The 1,105-nt window shown below is 76.3% G+C and carries 1 protein-coding gene; it reads left to right on the top strand.

What is annotated here, in order from left to right; translation table 11 throughout:
• Window positions 1-67: 67 nt before the first annotated feature.
• Window positions 68-1,105: tetratricopeptide repeat protein (locus AC08OP_RS24065; RefSeq protein ID WP_476616259.1), on the top strand; the 1,038-nt coding region annotated here is incomplete at its 3' end.

Genomic DNA, 1,105 nt, shown 5'->3' with positions numbered 1-1,105 from the left:
CACCCCCGCCGAGACCTACCTTCAGGTGTTAATCGACCGGCCGGAGGTCCTCCTGGCACAGGGGGAGGTGAGCGGGCGGCCCGGGGCCACCGCCGCCACTCTCTGGGACGAGCCGATCCGCCGGCTCGACGCCGAGGCACCGGCCGCCGGCCACCTGCTGCGGATCGTCGCGCACGGCGACAACGAACCGATCCCGATCCGGCTGTTCACCGCCGAGCCGGACGCGATCCCCGATTCCGGGCTGCGGGCGGCGGCCGGCGACCCGCTCGCCCTCGCCGACACCGTCGGCGCCCTGGAGCGGTACGGCCTGGCCCACCGCGACACGGACACCGTGACGATGCACCGGCTGGTGCGGGCCGCCGTGCACACCCACACCAGCCCCGACCAGGCCGACGAGATCGTCGCGACCATGACCCGGATGCTGCGCGCGGCCCTGCCCGACGCCGTCACCGCCAACCCGGAAGCCTGGCCCGCCTGGCGGGAGCTGCTCCCGCACACGCTCGCCGTGCTCGACGCCACCGACGCCGACCCCACCGACGCCGACCCCATCGACGCCGACGCCACCGACCGTCTGGAGGCAGACAGTCCGGAGGCCGCCTGGCTGGCGGAACGCTCGGCGGCCTACCTGCTCGAGCAGGGCCGGGCCGACCAGGCCCTCCCCCTCGCGGCCCGCGCCCTGGCCGCCCGCGAGCGGCTCGACGGCCCGGCGCACGTCGACACCCTGGCTTGCCGGGAGACCCTCGCACAGGTGACCCTCGCCGCCGGCCGGATCGACGCCGCCGGCCGCCTAGCCGAGCGCACCGTCGCCGACCGCGAACGCGTCCTCGGCCCCGAGCATCCCGCCACCCTGGTCAGCCGGGACACCCTCGCCTGGGCGTTCCAGAAGGTTGGCCAGGTCGACCACGCGGTCAACCTGTTCCAGCGCACCCTCGCCGAGCGAGAACGCATCCTCGGCCCCGAGCACCCCGACACCCTGGAAGGCCGGCACAGCCTCGGCCGCGCCTACGACGCCGCCGGCCGCGGCGACGAGGCGGCCCGACTGCTGCGGGACACCCTCGCCGACCGGCGGCGGATCCTCGGCCCGGAGCACCCCGCCACCCTCGAC

The sequence above is a fragment of the Frankia sp. CeRuru1 genome (assembly GCF_977966315.1).
Note: the sequence above shows the minus strand (reverse complement) of the source record. Positions and strands in the feature narration are given on the sequence as shown.